Source organism: Paracoccus sp. SM22M-07 (genome assembly GCF_001887735.1).
Taxonomy (GTDB): Bacteria; Pseudomonadota; Alphaproteobacteria; order Rhodobacterales; family Rhodobacteraceae; genus Paracoccus.
On record NZ_JPKW01000001.1, the window covers coordinates 220,218 to 234,260 of the forward strand.

The 14,043-nt window shown below is 64.0% G+C and carries 12 protein-coding genes and 2 tRNA genes; 4 read left to right on the forward strand and 10 right to left on the reverse strand.

The genetic code is table 11. From position 1 onward, the window contains the following. Positions 1-8 precede the first annotated feature (8 nt). From IE00_RS01160 to IE00_RS01205, 10 genes are all read right to left on the reverse strand, one after another. Complete coding sequence (locus IE00_RS01160) at positions 9-416, reverse strand: DUF5333 domain-containing protein (protein WP_072295626.1); 408 nt, start codon at positions 414-416, stop codon at positions 9-11. Positions 417-523: 107 nt separating this feature from the next. After that, complete coding sequence (nuoF, locus tag IE00_RS01165; protein ID WP_072295221.1) at positions 524-1,819, reverse strand: NADH-quinone oxidoreductase subunit NuoF; 1,296 nt, start codon at positions 1,817-1,819, stop codon at positions 524-526. Between the two features lie 27 nt (positions 1,820-1,846). Continuing rightward, complete coding sequence (locus tag IE00_RS01170) at positions 1,847-2,059, reverse strand: DUF5337 domain-containing protein (RefSeq protein WP_072295222.1); 213 nt, start codon at positions 2,057-2,059, stop codon at positions 1,847-1,849. Then, positions 2,059-2,637 carry a hypothetical protein gene (locus IE00_RS01175; RefSeq protein WP_139291273.1) on the reverse strand — a complete coding sequence of 193 codons (579 nt, stop codon included), beginning with the start codon at positions 2,635-2,637 and terminating at the stop codon, positions 2,059-2,061. Before IE00_RS01175 ends, IE00_RS01170 begins: the two co-directional genes overlap by 1 nt. A gap of 68 nt (positions 2,638-2,705) precedes the next feature. Then, positions 2,706-3,626: an NADH-quinone oxidoreductase subunit NuoE gene (nuoE, locus tag IE00_RS01180; RefSeq protein ID WP_083553961.1), complete on the reverse strand. Its 921-nt coding sequence runs from the start codon at positions 3,624-3,626 to the stop codon at positions 2,706-2,708. Continuing rightward, positions 3,626-4,864, reverse strand: coding sequence for an NADH-quinone oxidoreductase subunit D (locus IE00_RS01185; protein ID WP_072295225.1), 1,239 nt, complete (start codon positions 4,862-4,864; stop codon positions 3,626-3,628). The genes nuoE and IE00_RS01185 overlap by 1 nt, the downstream gene beginning before the upstream one ends. 4 nt (positions 4,865-4,868) lie before the next feature. Beyond that, positions 4,869-5,486 carry an NADH-quinone oxidoreductase subunit C gene (locus IE00_RS01190; protein ID WP_083553962.1) on the reverse strand — a complete coding sequence of 206 codons (618 nt, stop codon included), beginning with the start codon at positions 5,484-5,486 and terminating at the stop codon, positions 4,869-4,871. 2 nt (positions 5,487-5,488) lie between these two features. Continuing rightward, on the reverse strand, positions 5,489-6,022 hold the full coding sequence (locus IE00_RS01195) for an NADH-quinone oxidoreductase subunit B family protein (RefSeq protein WP_072295226.1): 534 nt from the start codon (positions 6,020-6,022) through the stop codon (positions 5,489-5,491). Further along, positions 6,013-6,378 (reverse strand): NADH-quinone oxidoreductase subunit A, encoded by a 366-nt coding sequence (locus IE00_RS01200; protein ID WP_072295227.1) that lies wholly within the window; start codon positions 6,376-6,378, stop codon positions 6,013-6,015. The genes IE00_RS01195 and IE00_RS01200 overlap by 10 nt, the downstream gene beginning before the upstream one ends. Positions 6,379-6,612: 234 nt before the next feature. Continuing rightward, entirely contained in the window at positions 6,613-10,047 is a 3,435-nt protein-coding gene (locus tag IE00_RS01205; protein WP_072295228.1) for a pyruvate carboxylase, read from the reverse strand. A 235-nt stretch (positions 10,048-10,282) separates the two neighbouring features. On the opposite strand from IE00_RS01205, the gene uvrA reads away from it, so the two are divergent. The 4 genes from uvrA to IE00_RS01225 all read left to right on the forward strand — a co-directional run bounded on the left by uvrA (position 10,283) and on the right by IE00_RS01225 (position 13,944). Beyond that, positions 10,283-13,141, forward strand: a complete 2,859-nt coding sequence (uvrA, locus tag IE00_RS01210) for an excinuclease ABC subunit UvrA (RefSeq protein WP_072295229.1) — start codon at positions 10,283-10,285, stop codon at positions 13,139-13,141. Next, positions 13,138-13,506 (forward strand): DUF4260 domain-containing protein, encoded by a 369-nt coding sequence (locus tag IE00_RS01215; RefSeq protein ID WP_072295230.1) that lies wholly within the window; start codon positions 13,138-13,140, stop codon positions 13,504-13,506. Before uvrA ends, IE00_RS01215 begins: the two co-directional genes overlap by 4 nt. A gap of 106 nt (positions 13,507-13,612) precedes the next feature. Continuing rightward, positions 13,613-13,687, forward strand: a tRNA-Gly gene (locus tag IE00_RS01220). A 182-nt stretch (positions 13,688-13,869) separates the two neighbouring features. After that, positions 13,870-13,944: transfer RNA gene (locus tag IE00_RS01225), tRNA-Gly, on the forward strand. Positions 13,945-14,043 lie beyond the last annotated feature (99 nt).

Here is a 14,043-nt window from a genome sequence, read left to right on the forward strand (position 1 = left end):
TTTCTTCCTTACCTGGCACTCAGCAGCGATCCAGCGACCGTCTGCCGTGCGATTTCGTCCCGCCCAAGGCGGCAAAATGTATCCGGCTGTCCATTCACGACGCCGTTTTCGACCATATAGCGGTCAGCCGCAGCATAGATGCGCTTGCGGTCGTCCTTGCTGTCCAGAAACGCTTCGATCTGCGCGTCGCTGTAACCCTTGTCCAGGGCATAGCGCTTCAGCGCCCGCGCCTCGGAAAAGGCGCGGATCAACCGCGCGTCGATCGTCGGGCAGCCGCGGCGCAGCAGGTCGGCCACGCGTGCCTGCACCAGGCGGTCGTTCACATAGGCTTCCTGCGCCAGCGGCTCCAGCGCGGCGGCGGGGCCTGTGATCAGCGATGCGGCGATGGCCATGGCGGCCAGGATGGGTCGGGTCATGATGCGTTCCTTGCGATGATGATGTGTCCCCACATAATCATCGCCGGCGGCGAAGGTTCGACAAGAACCCGTGTTCGCCGCGTGAACGCCCTGATGCCCCTTTCCGATCATTCCGCCGCCATCGCCCCAATGCGCCCGGTCTTCTTCGCTTTCAGGCGATCCTCGATCTCGCCGCGGAAATTGCGGATCAGGCCCTGGATCGGCCATGCGGCGGCATCCCCAAGCGCACAGATCGTGTGACCCTCGACCTGCTTGGTGACGTCCAGCAGCATGTCGATCTCCTCTACCTCCGCCTCGCCCGAGACCAGGCGGCTCATGACGCGCATCATCCAGCCGGTGCCTTCGCGGCAGGGCGTGCATTGCCCGCAGCTCTCATGCTTGAAGAACTTGGACAGGCGCCAGACGGCCTTGATGACGTCGGTGTCCTGATCCATCACGATCATGCAGGCCGTGCCGAAACTGGACTTCAGATCGCGCATGCCGTCGTAATCCATGATGGCATTTTCGCATTGTTCCGCCGTCAAAATGGGGCAGGACGCACCGCCGGGGATCACGGCCTTCAGGTTCTTCCAGCCGCCGCGAACGCCGCCGCCATGCTTTTCGATCAGCTCGCGCATGGGGATCGACATGGCTTCCTCGACCACGCAAGGCGCGTTCAGATGGCCCGTCAGGCCGAACAGCTTGATGCCCGCATTGTTCGGACGACCAAAGCCCGCGAACCATTCCGGCCCGCGACGCAGGATGGTCGGGACGACGGCGATGGATTCGACGTTGTTCACCGTGGTCGGGCAACCATAGAGGCCCGCGCCCGCCGGGAAGGGCGGCTTCATCCGGGGCATGCCCTTCTTGCCTTCCAGGCTTTCCAGCAGCGCGGTTTCCTCGCCGCAGATATAGGCGCCGGCGCCATGGTGCAGATAGACGTCGAAATCCCAGCCCGAGCCGGCGGCATTCGCGCCCAGCATGCCCGCGTCATAGCATTCGTCGATGGCGGCCTGCAGGGCCTCCTTCTCGCGGATGTATTCACCGCGCAGATAGATATAGCAGGCATGCGCGTTCATCGCGAAGCTGGCGATCAGCGCACCCTCGATCAGGGTATGCGGATCATGGCGCATGATCTCGCGGTCCTTGCAGGTCGCGGGTTCGGATTCGTCGGCGTTGATCACCAGATAGGACGGGCGTCCATCCGATTCCTTGGGCATGAAGGACCATTTCAGGCCCGTCGGGAAGCCCGCGCCGCCCCGTCCGCGAAGGCCGGATGCCTTCATCTGCTCGATGATCTTGTCGCGTCCACGGCCGATGATCTCGGACGTGTTGTCCCAATGGCCCCGCGATTGCGCGCCCTTCAGGCTGCGGTCACCCATCCCATAGAGGTTGGTGAAAATGCGATCCTGGTCTTTCAGCATCCGTTCCTCGATCCTCTCATCCGCGCGTCAGGCATTCCTGCGCCGCCAGATACGCCAGGTCACGATCAGCGACCAGACAAAAGCGCCGATGGCGGCCAGATCGGCCAGATAGGCCCACCGTCCCGCCCACTCATATTCCTGGCCGATGACCTGAACCGCCAGCCAGACAAGCATCGCGACGGCGATCACGATCGCGACCAGCCGCATCTGCTTGGCATCCTTGTCCACGGGCGCGGCCATCAGGCACCCCCGCCATTCTGCTTGGCCAGTTCCCTGGCCTGTCCGACCCAGTCATCGCCCCGGATCCGCGCGGCTCCGCGCCCGATCCTGCTGGCGAAATCGTCGATCGTCTCTTCGTCCCAGGCCGCGATCTGTTCGAACCGGGTGACGCCCGCCTCGTTCAGGGCTTCCTCGATCTTGACGCCCACGCCCTTGATGGCGCGCAGATCGTCCGGCGGTGCGGTTCCCTGGGAAGCCCCATAGATGCTGCGTCCCTCGGCCATGCCCTCGCGTCTCGTGGCCGAGGCGCTGGTGATCTGGGCGTCGCCCGAAGGTGCCATCTCCTCGGAAACCTCGGGGGCGACCTCGGGATCGGACAGCGCTTCGGCCATCGGGGCGGTGCCGGGCAGGTCCGCAGGCACGGCCTGTGCCCAATCCGATCCGTCCATCGCCTTTGGCCCCGCCTCGGCCAGCAGGAACACCACCCCGCCCAGCACGCCCGCAAAGACCAGCCCGACGACGATCGCACCCAACCATCCCGTCGCCCCCGCAAGCCCAAGCGCGACTGTCACAAGAACGAATGTTCCCAAAGCGGTCATGCGGCTCAAGCTTTGCATCGTGGCGGTTTCCTTCCTGCTGTTGCCCGGCCCCTTGGCCGTCCTGACGATCAGTCCTTCTTGCCGTCGTTGTCGTCCTGCGCCTGATCTTCCTGCGACCGGACGCCTGCCGGTTCACGATCCGAAACCGGACGCGCGGCCGAGCTGGCCTGCGCTTCCTGCTCCGTCACGCCGGTCTTGTCGGCGGGCTGACCATCGGCGGGACGCGGTTCGTCCTCGGGGGTCATGTCATGGCCCGACTGGTCATCCACGGCCGCTTTCGGCTGATCGCGGCGCCACTTGGTCAGGATCGGCACTTCGGTTCCGTCGATACGCTTCAGCGTTTCGCCCAGATCAGTGGCCAACTGGACGCTGGCATTGTGATCATGGCCACCCTTGGCATCTTCCAGGCTGGTCAACCCGGTCACGGGTTCCGAGGCGAAGCGGCCGGTCTGCGATCCGGGCTGCGGGACCTCTCCGGCCGACATGCGGTCGATCAGGGCCTCCAGCGATGCAGGCGTCAGATCCTCATAGTAATCCTTGCCGATCTGGGCCATCGGCGCATTGGCGCAGGCGCCCAGGCATTCGACCTCTTCCCAGCTGAACTTGCCATCGGCCGACAGCGTGTGCGGGGTCGGCGCGATCTTGCGCTTGCAGACCTCGATCAGGTCCTCGGCGCCGCAGATCATGCAGGTCGTGGTGCCGCAGATCTGGATATTGGCCACGGTACCAACCGGTTGCAGCTGGAACATGAAGTAGAAGGTCGCAACCTCCAGCGCCCGGATATAGGCCATGCCCAGAAATTCCGCGACATATTCGATGGCCGGACGGGACAGCCATCCTTCCTGTTCCTGCGCACGCCACAGCAGCGGAATGATCGCCGATTGCTGGCGACCTTCCGGATATTTGGTGATCTGTGCCTGCGCCCATTCAAGGTTCGCGGGCGTGAAGGTAAAGCTGTCCGGCTGGACGGGGTGAAGGCGGCGCAGCATCAGCGGTCAACCTCTCCGAACACGATGTCTTGGGTTGCGATCAGGGCCGGGACGTCGGCCAGCAGATGGCCCTTGGACATCCAGTCCATCGATTGCAGGTGAAGGAAGCCCGGCGCGCGCAGCTTGGCGCGATAGGGTTTGTTCGACCCGTCGCTGACCAGGTAGACGCCGAATTCGCCCTTGGGCGCCTCGACGGCAGCATAAACCTCGCCCGCCGGGACGCGGAAGCCTTCGGTGTACAGCTTGAAGTGATGGATCAGGCTTTCCATGTCGCGCTTCATGTCGCCGCGCTTGGGCGGGGTCAGCTTGCCGCGCGCCATCACGTCGCCTGCAGGTTCGGCCCGCAGCTTGGTGATCGCCTGCTTCATGATGCTGGTCGATTCCCGCATCTCCTGCATCCGGCAGAGGAAGCGGTCATAGCAGTCGCCATTCGTGCCGACCGGGATCTTGAAATCGAATTCGTCATAGCATTCATAGGGTTGGCTGCGACGCAGATCCCAGGCCATGCCGGACCCGCGGACCATCACGCCCGAAAAGCCCCAATCCAGCGCATCCTGTTCGGACACGATGCCGATATCGACCAGACGCTGCTTGAAGATGCGGTTTTCCGTCAGCAGCGTGTCCAGATCGTCCAGCACCTTGGGGAATCGCTCGCACCAGGCTTCGATGTCGTTCAGCAGGTCGGGCGGCAGGTCTTGGTGGACGCCGCCGGGCCGGAAATAGGCCGCATGCAGACGCGCGCCGCTGGCCCGTTCGTAAAAGATCATCAGGTCTTCGCGGGCTTCGAACCCCCAAAGCGGCGGCGTCAGCGCGCCCACATCCAGCGCACCCGTGGTCAGACCCAGCAGGTGGTTCAGGATGCGGCCGATTTCCGAATACAGGACCCGGATCAGGCTGGCGCGACGCGGCACGACGGTGCCCGTCAGGCGTTCGATCGCCAGGCACCAGGCATGTTCCTGGTTCATCGGCGACACGTAATCCAGCCGGTCGAAATAAGGCAGGTTCTGCAGATAGGTGCGGCTTTCCATCAGCTTCTCGGTGCCGCGATGCAGCAGGCCGATATGCGGGTCGGCGCGTTCCACCACCTCGCCGTCCAGCTCCAGCACCATGCGCAGCACGCCGTGGGCGGCCGGGTGCTGGGGACCGAAGTTGATGTTGAAGTTGCGGATGCGCTGTTCGCCGGTCAGCAGATCCTGGCTGCCGTCGTCATAGCTGTTGGTCCGGATATCGCCGTCCATGGCCTTACCCCTTGGTCTTTTCGTCGCCGGGCAGGACGTATTTCGCGCCCTCCCACGGAGAGAGGAAGTCGAACTGGCGGTATTCCTGCACCAGATTCACAGGTTCATAGATGACACGCTTTTCGGCTTCGTCATAGCGAACCTCGACATAGCCGGTGGTCGGGAAATCCTTGCGCAGCGGATGGCCGGAAAACCCGTAATCGGTCAGGATGCGACGCATGTCGGGGTGGCCGGTGAACAAGATGCCGAACATGTCGAAGATCTCGCGCTCGAACCAGTTGGCCGAGGGGTGGATCTTGACCAGCGTCGGCAGCATCTCATCCTCGCGGATGGCCGTCTTCACGCGGATGCGGTGGTTCTGGTACATCGACAGGAAATGCCAGACCACGTCGAAACGCTGCTGGCGTTCGGGGTGGTCGACGGCCGTGATGTCCACCAGCGTCGAGAACCGGCAGCTGCTGTCGCTGCGCAGGAATTCGATCAGGTCCAGGATGCCGCTGGCCGTGGCCGTCACCGTCAGTTCGCCGAAGGCGACCGATGTGTCCAGCACCTCGCCGGGGCGACGCATCTTGATGTGTTCGGCCAGCTGTTCCAGCGCGTCCATGTCGGGATAGATCGCCATCGTTACCTCACCAGCGTTCCGGTGCGCCGGATGCGGCGCTGAAGTTGCAGGATGCCGTAAAGCAGCGCCTCGGCGGTCGGCGGGCAGCCGGGGACATAGATGTCCACGGGCACGATGCGGTCGCAGCCGCGCACCACGGAATAGCTGTAATGGTAATAGCCGCCGCCATTGGCGCAGCTGCCCATGCTGATGACATAGCGCGGTTCGGGCATCTGGTCATAGACCTTGCGCAGCGCGGGGGCCATCTTGTTGGTCAGCGTGCCCGCCACGATCATCAGGTCCGACTGGCGCGGCGATGCGCGCGGCGCGGTCCCGAAGCGTTCCAGGTCATAGCGCGGCATCGAGGTCTGCATCATCTCGACCGCGCAGCAGGCCAGCCCGAACGTCATCCAGTGCAGCGAGCCGTTGCGCGCCCAGTTGATGATGTCCTCGGTCGTGGTCAGCAGGAAGCCCTTGTCCTGCAATTCGTGGTTCAGCGCGGCGGTCGCGACCTCGCGGTCGGGACCGGCGGTGTTCGCCCCTGCCATCACGCCCATTCCAGCGCCCCCTTCTTCCATTCATAGGCAAAGCCTGCGGTCAGAACCCCAAGGAAGACCATCATCGACCAGAATGCCACATCGCTGAGATGCTGGAAATTCACGGCCCAAGGGAACAGGAACGCCACTTCAAGGTCGAAGATGATGAACAGGATCGACACAAGATAGAAACGCACGTCGAATTTCATCCGCGCATCGTCGAACGGGTTGAAGCCCGATTCATAGGCGCTGACCTTTTCGGGGTCGGGATTGCGCACGGCGATGACGAATGCCGACAGCAACAGCAGCAATGCAAGTGCCGACGCCATCCCCGCAAAAACGAGAATGGGCAGATATTCCTGCAATAGGTTTTCCACGGGCTTTGATCCCCTTGTCGGTCGCGGGGATCTTGGCTCACCTCGCGACGGGTTGGCTGACTGCGGTTTAGACCCGCCAAGCACCGGGGTCAACGGGCCGGACGTGGCGATGCTGCGGCTAATCGTTGCATTTTCACCATTAGATCCGAAAGGACATGGTCCGTCCGTGATCCGTGGCCCGCACCGCGGAAGGCGGGGGCAGGCAAACGCCCGCCCCCCTGCCCCGGATTGATTCTACTCGATTTCGACCAGCAGATCCTTGGCGTCGATCTGCTGTCCCGGCGTGACGTGGACGGCCTTGATGGTCCCGTCGCGGTCGGCATGCAGGCCGGTTTCCATCTTCATCGCCTCGATCGTCAGCAACAGGTCGCCCTGGCTGACCTTGGCGCCCGCCACCGCGCCGACCGATGCGACCACGCCCGGCATGGGCGCGCCGACATGGCCTGCATTGGCGGCATCGGCCTTGGGACGCACGGCCGCGGTGCCGGTGGCCTTGCGGTTCGGGACGCGGATGCTGCGGGGCTGGCCGTTCAGCTCGAAGAAGACCTTCATTTCGCCCTTCTCGTCGGTCTCGCCCAAGGTCAGCAGGCGGATCTCCAGCGTCTTGCCGGGGTCGATCTCGACGCTGATCTCCTGCCCCGGCTCCATCCCATAGAAGAAGTTGCGGGTCGGCAGGGTGCGGACGGGGCCATAGGTCTCATGGCGCTGCATGTAGTCGGTGAAGACCTTGGGATACATCAGATAGCCGTTCAGATCCTCGTCATCAATGGGTTTGCCGTCCAGAATGTCCGACAGCTTGGCGCGCTCGGCCTCCAGATCGACGGGTTCCAGATGGGCACCGGGCCGGTCGGTGAAGGGTTTCTCGCCCTTCAGGATCTTGGCCTGGATCGCCTGCGGCCAGCCGCCGGGGGGTTGGCCCAGGTTGCCGCGCATCATGTCGACGACGCTGTCGGGGAAGCTGACATCGACGGCCGGGTCCGTGACCTGCTGGGGCGTCAGGTTCTGGGCCACCATCATCAGCGCCATGTCGCCCACCACCTTCGAGCTGGGCGTGACCTTGACGATGTCGCCGAACATGCGGTTCACGTCGGCATAGGCCTGCGCGACCTCGTGCCAGCGATCCTCGAGGCCCATGCTGCGCGCCTGCGCCTTGAGGTTGGTGAACTGACCGCCCGGCATCTCGTGCAGATAGACCTCGGATGCGGGGGCCTGCAGCCCGCTTTCAAAGGCGGCATAGCTTTCGCGGACCCGTTCCCAGTAATTGCTGATGGCGCGGATATGGCCGATATCAAGGCCCGTGTCGCGGTCGGTCTGGGCGAGGGCTTCGACCACCGAACCCATGGTGGGCTGGCTGGTATTGCCCGACAGCGCGTCCATGGCGCAATCGACAGCATCGACGCCCGCATCCGCCGCGGCCAGGATGGTGGCCCCGCCCATGCCGCTGGTGTCATGGGTGTGGAAATGGATCGGCAGGCCGACCTCCTCCTTCAGGGCCTTGATCAGGACGCGCGCGGCCGCGGGCTTCAAGAGGCCCGCCATGTCCTTCAGGCCCAGCACATGGGCGCCGGCGGCCTTCAGGTCCTGCGCGGTGCGGACATAGTATTGCAGATCGTATTTGGACCGGTCCGGGTCCAGCATGTTGCCGGTATAGCAGACCGTGCCTTCGCAGATCTTGCCGCTGTCGATCACGGCGTCCATCGCGACGCGCATGTTCTCGACCCAGTTCAGGCTGTCGAAGACGCGGAAGACGTCGACCCCGGTCTCGGCGGCCTGCTTCACAAAGAACTGCACCACGTTGTCGGGATAGTTGGTGTAGCCCACCCCATTGCTGGCCCGCAGGAGCATCTGCGTCATCAGGTTCGGCATCTGCGCGCGAATGTCGCGCAGCCGCTGCCACGGGCATTCCTGCAGGAACCGATAGGCCACGTCGAAGGTCGCGCCCCCCCAGCATTCGACGCTGAACAATTGCGGCAGGTTCGCGGCATAGCTGGGCGCCACGCGGATCATGTCGATCGAGCGCATCCGCGTCGCCAGCAGCGACTGGTGACCGTCGCGCATCGTGGTGTCGGTGATCAGCAGCTGTTTTTGCGCCGCCATCCAGTCGGCCACGGCCTGCGCACCCTGGCTCTCCAGCATCTGTCGGGTGCCGGGGGCGGGTTCGGCCGCGGGCGCGGGGGCCATGGGCTGGCGGGCCTGGGCGGGCGGCAGGGCGCGGCCCGTCGTCTCGGGGTGCCCGTTCACGCTGATATCGGCCAGATAGGTCAGGATGCGGGTCGCGCGGTCCTGGCGCTTCTTGAAGGTGAACAGGTCATCGGTCGTGTCGATGAACTTGGTGGTATAGGTGTCATCCAGGAAGGTCGGATGCTTCAGCAGGTTGATGACAAAGTCGATATTCGTGGAAACGCCCCGCACCCGGAACTCGCGCAGCGCACGGTCCATCCGCTTGATCGCCTGGTCGGGGGTCTGCGCCCAGGCCGTGACCTTGACCAGCAGCGAATCGTAATAGCGCGTGATGACCCCGCCCGAATAGGCTGTGCCGCCGTCCAGGCGGATGCCCATGCCGGTGGCCGACCGGTATGCGGTGATGCGGCCGTAATCGGGGATGAAGTTGTTCTGCGGGTCTTCCGTGGTCACCCGGCATTGCAGGGCGTGGCCCGACAGGGTGATGTCGTCCTGACGCGCGTGTCCGGTGGCCTGGGCCAGGGTCGCGCCCTCGGCGATCTTGATCTGGGACTGGACGATGTCGATGCCGGTGACTTCTTCCGTCACGGTATGTTCGACCTGGACGCGTGGGTTCACCTCGATGAAGTAAAACTGCTGGCTGTCCATATCCATCAGGAATTCGACCGTGCCGGCATTCTGGTATCCGACCGCCTGGCCGATCTTCAGCGCCAGGCCGCAGACCTCGGCGCGCTGTTCCTCGGTCAGATAGGGCGCGGGGGCGCGCTCGACGACCTTCTGGTTGCGGCGCTGCACGGTGCAGTCGCGTTCGAACAGGTGATACAATCCGCCATGGGTGTCGCCCAGAAGCTGCACCTCGACGTGGCGGGCGCGCAGGATCATCTTCTCCAGATAACCCTCGCCATTGCCGAAGGCGGCCTCGGCCTCGCGGCGGCCCTCGCGGACCTTCTCGACCAGCTCGGCCTCGCTGTTGATCGGCCGCATGCCGCGCCCGCCGCCGCCCCAGCTGGCCTTCAGCATCAGAGGATAGCCGACATCGGCGGCCTCACGCTTGATGGCGTCGAAATCCTCACCCAGGACTTCGGTCGCGGGAATGACCGGCACACCCGCCTGGATCGCCACGCGCCGCGCGCTGGCCTTGTCGCCAAGCGCGCGCATCGTGTCGGCGCGGGGGCCGATGAAGGTGATGCCGGCCGCCGTGCAGGCATCGACAAATTCGGGATTTTCAGACAGCAGGCCATAGCCGGGATGGATCGCGTCGGCGCCCGACAGCTTGGCCACGCGGATGATCTCGGGGATGGACAGATAGGCCGCGACCGGTCCCAGACCTTCGCCAATGCGATACGCTTCGTCCGCCTTGAAGCGGTGCAGGCCCAGCTTGTCCTCTTCGGCATAGACGGCGACCGTCTTCTTGCCCAGTTCGTTCGCCGCCCGCATCACGCGGATGGCGATCTCTCCGCGGTTCGCGACAAGTATCTTATTGAACATGCGAAAGCCCCCTCTGTCGATTTGCCAGCATCCTAGCGGCGCTGCGTTGCAGCGCAAGTGTTAGCGATAACCGCGGCAGTGCCGCGCCCCATCCGGCGCCATGATTGATATAGGCCGAAAAGAATTGCCAGTGTCGGTTGACGTCGGCGATGGATGTTCTCAGATTGTTCGCAAAGTGAACTTGCTTTACGGCCGTGCATTCCTATCTGACACGCTTGGGCATCAGGGACACCGCATGGAACAGAAGTTTATCGAAGTGCGCGGCGCGCGCGAACATAACCTCAAGGGTGTGGACATGGACATCCCGCGCGACCAGCTGGTGGTGATCACCGGGCTGTCGGGGTCGGGCAAGTCGTCGCTGGCCTTCGACACCGTCTATGCCGAAGGTCAGCGACGCTATGTCGAGAGCCTGTCGGCCTATGCCCGCCAGTTCCTGGACATGATGGGCAAGCCCGATGTGGATCACATCAGCGGCCTGTCCCCCGCCATCAGCATCGAACAGAAGACGACGTCGAAAAACCCCCGTTCGACCGTCGGCACCGTGACCGAGATCTATGACTATATGCGTCTGCTGTTCGCGCGCGCCGGTACCCCCTATTCCCCGGTGACCGGCCTGCCGATCGAGGCGCAGCAGGTGCAGGACATGGTCGACCGCATCATGGCCCTGCCCGAGGGTACGCGCGCCTATCTGCTGGCGCCCATCGTGCGTGACCGCAAGGGCGAATACCGCAAGGAATTCCTGGAACTGCGCAAGCAGGGGTTCCAGCGCACCAAGGTCAACGGCGATTTCCACGACCTGGACGAACCGCCGACGCTGGACAAGAAGTTCCGCCATAACATCGACGTGGTCGTGGACCGCATCGTCGTGCGCGAAGGCATGGAGACGCGCCTGGCCGACAGCCTGCGCACCGCGCTGGACCTGGCCGACGGGATCGCGCATCTGGAAACCGCACCGACCGAGGGCGACCCCGAGCGCCTGACCTTCAGCGAGAAATTCGCCTGCCCGGTCAGCGGCTTTACCATTCCCGAAATCGAACCGCGGCTGTTTTCCTTCAACGCGCCCTTCGGTGCCTGTCCGGTCTGCGACGGGCTGGGGGTCGAACTGTTCTTCGACGAACGCCTGATCGTGCCCGACGCGGCGCTGTCGGTGGACAAGGGGGCCATCGCGCCCTGGGCCAAGTCGAAATCGGCCTATCTGACCCAGACCGTCAACGCGCTGGCCAAGCATTACGGTTTCGACAAGAAGACCGCTTGGAAGGATCTTCCCCGCGACGCGCAGGACATGTTCCTGCATGGTTCGGGCGATGAGGAGATCAAGTTCCGCTTTGACGATGCCGGCCGCGTCTACGAGATCGCCCGCGTCTTCGAAGGCGTCATCCCCAACATGGAGCGCCGCCTGCGCGAATCCGACAGCCAATGGGTCCGCGAGGAATTCGAGCGCTATCAGAACAACCGCCCCTGCGGCGCCTGCAGCGGCTATCGCCTCAAGCCCGAGGCCCTGGCCGTCAAGATCGCCGGCGACCATGTCGGACAGGTCGTCGAACTGTCGATCAAGGACGCGCTGGCCTGGGTCGAGGATGCCCCGAACCATCTGTCCAAGCAGAAGAACGAGATCGCCGCCGCCATCCTGAAGGAAATCCGCGAACGCTTGGGCTTTCTGGTCAATGTGGGGCTGGATTACCTGACCCTGTCGCGTGCCGCGGGCACGCTGTCGGGGGGCGAAAGCCAGCGCATCCGCCTGGCCAGCCAGATCGGCAGCGGGCTCACCGGCGTGCTCTACGTGCTGGACGAACCCTCGATCGGGCTGCATCAGCGCGACAACGACCGCCTGCTGACCACACTGATGAACCTGCGCGATCAGGGCAACTCGGTGCTGGTGGTGGAACATGACGAGGACGCGATCCGGCATGCGGATTACGTCTTTGACATGGGCCCCGGCGCGGGCGTTCACGGCGGCACCGTCGTCAGCCACGGCACGCCGGATCAGGTCGCGGCGGACCCGAACAGCCTGACCGGGCAATACCTGTCCGGCGCAAGATCCATCGCCGTGCCCGAAACGCGTCGCAAGGGCAACGGCAAGAAGGTCAGCGTCGTCAAGGCGACCGGCAACAACCTGAAGAAGGTCACCGCCGATTTCCCGCTTGGCAAGTTCGTCTGCGTGACGGGCGTGTCGGGGGGCGGAAAATCCACCCTGACCATCGAAACGCTGTTCAAGACCGCATCTTTGCGCCTGAACGGCGCCCGCCAGACCCCCGCCCCCTGCGAGACGATCCGGGGGTTGGAGCATCTGGACAAGGTCATCGACATCGACCAGCGCCCCATCGGTCGCACGCCGCGATCGAACCCGGCGACCTATACCGGCGCCTTCACGCCGATTCGCGACTGGTTCGCGAACCTGCCCGAGGCGAAGGCCCGCGGCTACAAGCCCGGCCGCTTCAGTTTCAACGTCAAGGGCGGCCGCTGTGAGGCGTGCCAAGGCGATGGCGTCATCAAGATCGAGATGCATTTCCTGCCCGACGTCTATGTCGAATGCGAGACCTGCAAGGGCAAGCGCTACAACCGAGAGACGCTGGAGGTGCAGTTCAAGGGCAAGTCCATCGCCGACGTGCTGGACATGACCGTCGAGGATGCGCAGACCTTCTTTGCCGCCGTCCCGTCCATCCGCAGCAAGATGGACGCGCTGATGCAGGTGGGGCTGGGCTATATCAAGGTCGGCCAGCAGGCCACGACCCTGTCGGGCGGCGAGGCGCAGCGCGTCAAGCTGTCCAAAGAACTGTCGCGCCAATCCACGGGCCGGACGCTCTATATCCTGGACGAACCCACGACGGGCCTGCATTTCGAGGATGTGCGCAAGCTGCTGGAGGTGCTGCACGAACTGGTCGAACAGGGCAACACCGTGGTGGTGATCGAACACAACCTGGACGTCATCAAGACCGCCGACTGGCTGATCGATATCGGCCCCGAGGGCGGCGATGGCGGCGGCTTCATCGTTGCGACCGGCACCCCGGAAGAGGTCGCCAAGGTCGAGGCCAGCCATACCGGCCGCTATCTGATCGACATGCTGGCCCCCGCCCGCATCCGTGCCGCCGAATGACCCCTGTCACCTGGCAGCGCATCGAGGGCGCGATGATCGTCCTGGGCGCGCTGCCGCTGGCGGTGATGACCCAGAACGGCTGGCCCCTTTGGGTCTGGCCGCTGGCATTCCTGGCCCCTGACTTGGGCGCCCTGGGCTATCTGGCGGGACCGCGCGTCGGGGCGCTGACCCACAACCTGACGCATCTTTACGGGGCTGGGCTGCTGCTGGCCCTTCTGGGTTTGGTGGCGGGACTGCCAGTGCTGATCGCCTGCGGGGCCTTGTGGCTGGTGCATGTGGGTGCCGATCGCGCCCTAGGGTTCGGGTTGAAGCATGACAGCGCCTTTCGCGACACGCATCTGGGTCGCATCGGGTCGCGAAACTGAAAAAATTGCGGCAGGTGCGTTTTTTCCCCTTGCAGCCCACCGCCCCTTTCCGTAAATCACCGCTTACCGAAGGCGGACCGGTCAAACGGATCGCAGACGGAACGGAGCGGGCGTAGCTCAGGGGTAGAGCATAACCTTGCCAAGGTTAGGGTCGGGCGTTCGAATCGCCTCGCCCGCTCCATATTACAAAAAGCCGGATCGCAAGATCCGGCTTTTGTCATTCCCGGGCCTGGTGCAGACCCGGGAAAAATTCCCGGATATCGCAAAAATCTTGGCGTCCCCCCTCTTGCAGGCCGTCGCCGCGTTTCGTAAATCACCGCCTACCGAAGGCGGGCCGGTCAACCGGATCGCAGACGGAACGGAGCGGGCGTAGCTCAGGGGTAGAGCATAACCTTGCCAAGGTTAGGGTCGGGCGTTCGAATCGCCTCGCCCGCTCCAGATCGCAAAAAGCCGGATCGTCAGATCCAGCTTTTGTCGTTTCGGGTTCCTTATGGTTCCGGCAAGGCGCCGGCAGCCAGATGGTTGTCATACCCTTTG

Excerpts from the sequence above, each read along its gene's own strand:
- IE00_RS01160 (WP_072295626.1), bottom strand. The coding sequence starts at position 416 with ATGACCCGACCCATCCTGGCCGCCATGGCCATCGCCGCATCGCTGATC.
- nuoF (WP_072295221.1), bottom strand. The coding sequence starts at position 1,819 with ATGCTGAAAGACCAGGATCGCATTTTCACCAACCTCTATGGGATGGGT.
- IE00_RS01170 (WP_072295222.1), bottom strand. The coding sequence starts at position 2,059 with ATGGCCGCGCCCGTGGACAAGGATGCCAAGCAGATGCGGCTGGTCGCG.
- IE00_RS01175 (WP_139291273.1), bottom strand. The coding sequence starts at position 2,637 with ATGACCGCTTTGGGAACATTCGTTCTTGTGACAGTCGCGCTTGGGCTT.
- nuoE (WP_083553961.1), bottom strand. The coding sequence starts at position 3,626 with ATGCTGCGCCGCCTTCACCCCGTCCAGCCGGACAGCTTTACCTTCACG.
- IE00_RS01185 (WP_072295225.1), bottom strand. The coding sequence starts at position 4,864 with ATGGACGGCGATATCCGGACCAACAGCTATGACGACGGCAGCCAGGAT.
- IE00_RS01190 (WP_083553962.1), bottom strand. The coding sequence starts at position 5,486 with ATGGCGATCTATCCCGACATGGACGCGCTGGAACAGCTGGCCGAACAC.
- IE00_RS01195 (WP_072295226.1), bottom strand. The coding sequence starts at position 6,022 with ATGGGCGTGATGGCAGGGGCGAACACCGCCGGTCCCGACCGCGAGGTC.
- IE00_RS01205 (WP_072295228.1), bottom strand. The coding sequence starts at position 10,047 with ATGTTCAATAAGATACTTGTCGCGAACCGCGGAGAGATCGCCATCCGC.
- uvrA (WP_072295229.1), top strand. The coding sequence starts at position 10,283 with ATGGAACAGAAGTTTATCGAAGTGCGCGGCGCGCGCGAACATAACCTC.
- IE00_RS01215 (WP_072295230.1), top strand. The coding sequence starts at position 13,138 with ATGACCCCTGTCACCTGGCAGCGCATCGAGGGCGCGATGATCGTCCTG.